This window comes from Treponema sp. R80B11-R83G3 (assembly GCF_054786115.1).
The window spans coordinates 1-1,473 of the sequence record NZ_BDHF01000203.1 but is presented as its reverse complement, the minus strand read 5'-3'; the positions used below and the strand labels follow the sequence as shown (position 1 = coordinate 1,473).

Genomic DNA, 1,473 nt, shown 5'->3' with positions numbered 1-1,473 from the left:
GACACTTCGTTCCATGCAATGTGCCTCGCCCCGGCGTATTCGCGCCAAATAGCCTCTTCACCCGGACGCGCCGCGTTTACCAACGCTTCCAAAGTGAGCCATGCCGCGCCGCAAGAAATTAATGAGGAACCAGCGGAGTAAGAAGCGGCTGTCTTTCCAAGGTTGGCGTAAAGTTTTGTTATTTCATAAAGAGTGACTTCCGCGCCGCCAAGAATTAAAGGAAGACCGTATTCATTGCCGGGGCGAAAGAGGGTTGTAAGCCCCAATGAACGGAGAAATTGGGCGAATCTTTCAACGCCAAAAATTCGCAGAGAACGCGCTGCGGGAACATTTAGGGAACGCGATAAAGCTTCGTCAGCGGGGACCACTCCCAAATAATTTCTGCTCATGTTTTCGGGGCTGAAACTTCCGATACGGGTGGGGATGTCGCTTACCAAAGACGATGGGAGTATGTCCCCCGAATCAAGCATTGCGGCATACAGAAAAGGTTTGAATAAACTTCCCGAACTTCTGCGTGAAGACGCGATATCTACATCGGGGGCATGGAGCGTATTTGTATTGCCAACATAAGCCGCGATTTCGCCTGTTTGCGTGTTAAGCACAACACACGCGCCATTAAAGATTCCGTTTAGCGCATAACGGTCTGACGCGCGGTTTAAAATATCCGTTACGCGCTGTTGTATGCCGCGATTTATCGTAGTGACAAAGACTGCGGATTTTTTTAACGTAGAGGTTTTTTTTGCTTCTAAAACAAGCCTGTCTAGCAGATGTGGGGCAAGGCGCGGCAGGGGGAGCGGCTCACCGGGTAGCGGTTCCGCTTCGCTGAGAGTGAGAGTTTCTTCGTCAAAACAGCCTTTTTTAAAAAGTTTATTTAAGAGCGAATCTCTTTTTAATTTTAAGGCTTCGCGGTTGCGTCCCGGGTGAATAAGAGCGGGGCTGTTTGGAAGAGTCGCCAGAACAGCCGCTTCCGCCCATGAAAGATCGTTTGAACTTCTGCCAAACCATCGCCATGCTGCGGCTTCCAAACCCACCACATTTGCTCCGAAAGGAGCGTTAGCTGAATAGAGGGCAAGAATTTTATTTTTAGACCTTCCCGCTTCAAGCCTGACAGCCAGATACGCTTCTATAAACTTTTCAAATAAATTCCTTTTACGCGCCCCCCTTGCAAGGCGTATCGTCTGCATGGTGATGGTAGAACCGCCCGATATTACCCTTTTAGCGCGAATGTTCTGATACGCCGCGCGCGCAATTGCCAAAAGATCAACACCCAAGTGTTTGCGGAATCTGCGGTCTTCGGTTTCGATTAACGCAAGAGTGAACTTTTCGTTTACTTTTTCCGTGCCGGAAAAACGCCATTGGCCGTCCGAAGCGACCTGCGCTCCAAGAAGATTCCCTTCGTTGTCAAAAAGTACGGGCGAATAGGGATAATTAAAAAGAGGCCGTGGCAAAGAAAAAATAAACGCAAGCAGGAGA

Annotated in this window: 1 protein-coding gene; it reads right to left on the bottom strand. The window is 49.3% G+C overall.

All coding sequences use genetic code 11. The annotated features are described in order from the left end of the window. Positions 1–1,473, bottom strand: a 1,473-nt coding sequence (locus tag ACYVRH_RS12600) for a transglycosylase domain-containing protein (protein WP_461257251.1), incomplete at both ends; no start/stop codon positions are given.